Source organism: Thermodesulfitimonas sp. (genome assembly GCF_052743955.1).
On sequence record NZ_JBRAIN010000168.1, the window covers coordinates 1 to 1,631 of the forward strand.

General features: G+C 59.8%; 2 protein-coding genes and 1 tRNA gene. 2 read left to right on the top strand and 1 reads right to left on the bottom strand.

Going from position 1 to position 1,631, the window contains the following annotated elements:
- Together ACUVTA_RS09640 and ACUVTA_RS09645 are read left to right on the top strand one after the other, a co-directional pair.
- Positions 1 to 600: DUF711 family protein (locus ACUVTA_RS09640; protein WP_445952721.1), on the top strand; the 600-nt coding region annotated here is incomplete at its 5' end.
- A 38-nt stretch (positions 601 to 638) separates the two neighbouring features.
- On the top strand, positions 639 to 1,388 hold the full coding sequence (locus ACUVTA_RS09645) for a hypothetical protein (protein ID WP_445952722.1): 750 nt from the start codon (positions 639 to 641) through the stop codon (positions 1,386 to 1,388).
- Positions 1,389 to 1,449: 61 nt separating this feature from the next.
- On the opposite strand, the gene ACUVTA_RS09650 is transcribed toward ACUVTA_RS09645, so the two are convergent.
- Positions 1,450 to 1,534, bottom strand: a tRNA-Leu gene (locus ACUVTA_RS09650).
- Positions 1,535 to 1,631: the final 97 nt, after the last annotated feature.

The following is a 1,631-nucleotide window of genomic DNA, read 5'->3' on the forward strand; positions in this document are numbered from 1 at the left end:
GGTGAGCTTGTTGGCCGGGAAGCGGCCCGGCGGCTGGGCGTGCCCTTCGGTATCGTCGATCTCTCACTAGCGCCGACCCCGGCGGTGGGTGATAGCGTGGCCGAAATCCTCGAGTCGATGGGCCTCGAGCGCTGCGGCGGGCCGGGCTCTACGGCCGCCCTGGCGCTCTTGAACGATGCAGTTAAGAAAGGTGGCGCGATGGCCTCCTCCTACGTCGGTGGTCTCTCCGGCGCCTTCATCCCGGTAAGCGAGGATGCGGGAATGGTCCGGGCGGTCGAGGCCGGTGCACTCACCGTAGAAAAGCTCGAGGCGATGACCGCCGTCTGCTCGGTTGGCCTCGATATGATTGTGGTCCCGGGTGACACCCCCGCCGAAACGATTGCGGCTATCATTGCCGACGAAGCCGCAATTGGTGTCGTCAACAACAAGACCACTGCCGTCCGCATTATTCCGGCGCCGGGGAAAAAACCGGGCGACCGGGTAGAGTTCGGGGGACTCCTAGGCGGCGCGCCGGTTATGCCGGTGAGCCGCTTTGCCGCTACCGGTTTTGTCCGGCGCGGCGGCCGCATCCCCGCCCCGATTCAGAGTCTGGGGAACTAGGAGCGCCGGTGCAGTGGTCTATCGAAGGGAGGGAGATTATGAACCAAAAGCAATTTAAACGAACGATGCTCGTCCTGTTCTTTGCGGTGCTTGCCGTTACGGCCGGGTATTTTATTCTGGATAGGAAACCGGTACCTCCGGCCCCAAACCTGCCGGCCGGTAGAGATACCCGTAGCACCGGGCAGGTTAAGGAAACGCCGCCAGCTTCCCAAGTGAAGCGGCCGACTGCCGAAACCATCCGGCGCTCCCCTGCCGAAGCCGGGGCAGGAGAGGTGGACTGGGAGGGTTTAATTCCGGCTATTCGCGCCACTCTCGGCCCGATGTTCTTAGGCGTTCGTCTCGAAGAAGTTTATCCCTTAAGGATTTACCAGACAAGTGACGTTACGGGCGACGGCGTTAAAGAGGCGCTGGTAAACTTGGGGACCGGCGGCGCGTACACTGAGTATCTCACTTTGATGATGGTGCAAGATGACAAAGTAGTGGCGGCGCGGTTTAGGCGAGCGGACGGCACAGTTTCCCCGCTTATATTTCCCAGCGGGGCGTCGGTACGCCACGGGGAAGACGTAACCATGCTGCCGGCTAAAAACGCGATACTTACGGCCAGCTGGAGCACAGATGAGTCTGGGAAAGTGGATAGGTGTGAGGTTGTTGCGTACCGGTGGGACCCGCGAGCGCAGCTCTTTGCGTTTAACCCTGACTTAAGCAACGCGATTAAACCGGACTATTGCCGCAACCTTCGCCTGGGTGGTAATTCGCAGTTTAATCGGGTGGAGGACCGTCGAGAGTAGTCAGCGTATAGAACCAAAAGCCCGCAAACCGTTACGGCCTGCGGGCTTTTATTCTTTATTATGGTGTCGGAGGGGGGACTTGAACCCCCACGGGATACCCCATACGCCCCTCAAACGTACGCGTCTGCCAGTTCCGCCACTCCGACGTTCCTTACAGAGATTATTATACTCAACTGCCGCCGGGCATGCAAGTATCCGGCGGCACTTGACCGTGTCAACCCACTGTAGGAATCTCAAAACCTC

Excerpts from the sequence above, each read along its gene's own strand:
- ACUVTA_RS09645 (WP_445952722.1), top strand. The coding sequence starts at position 639 with ATGAACCAAAAGCAATTTAAACGAACGATGCTCGTCCTGTTCTTTGCG.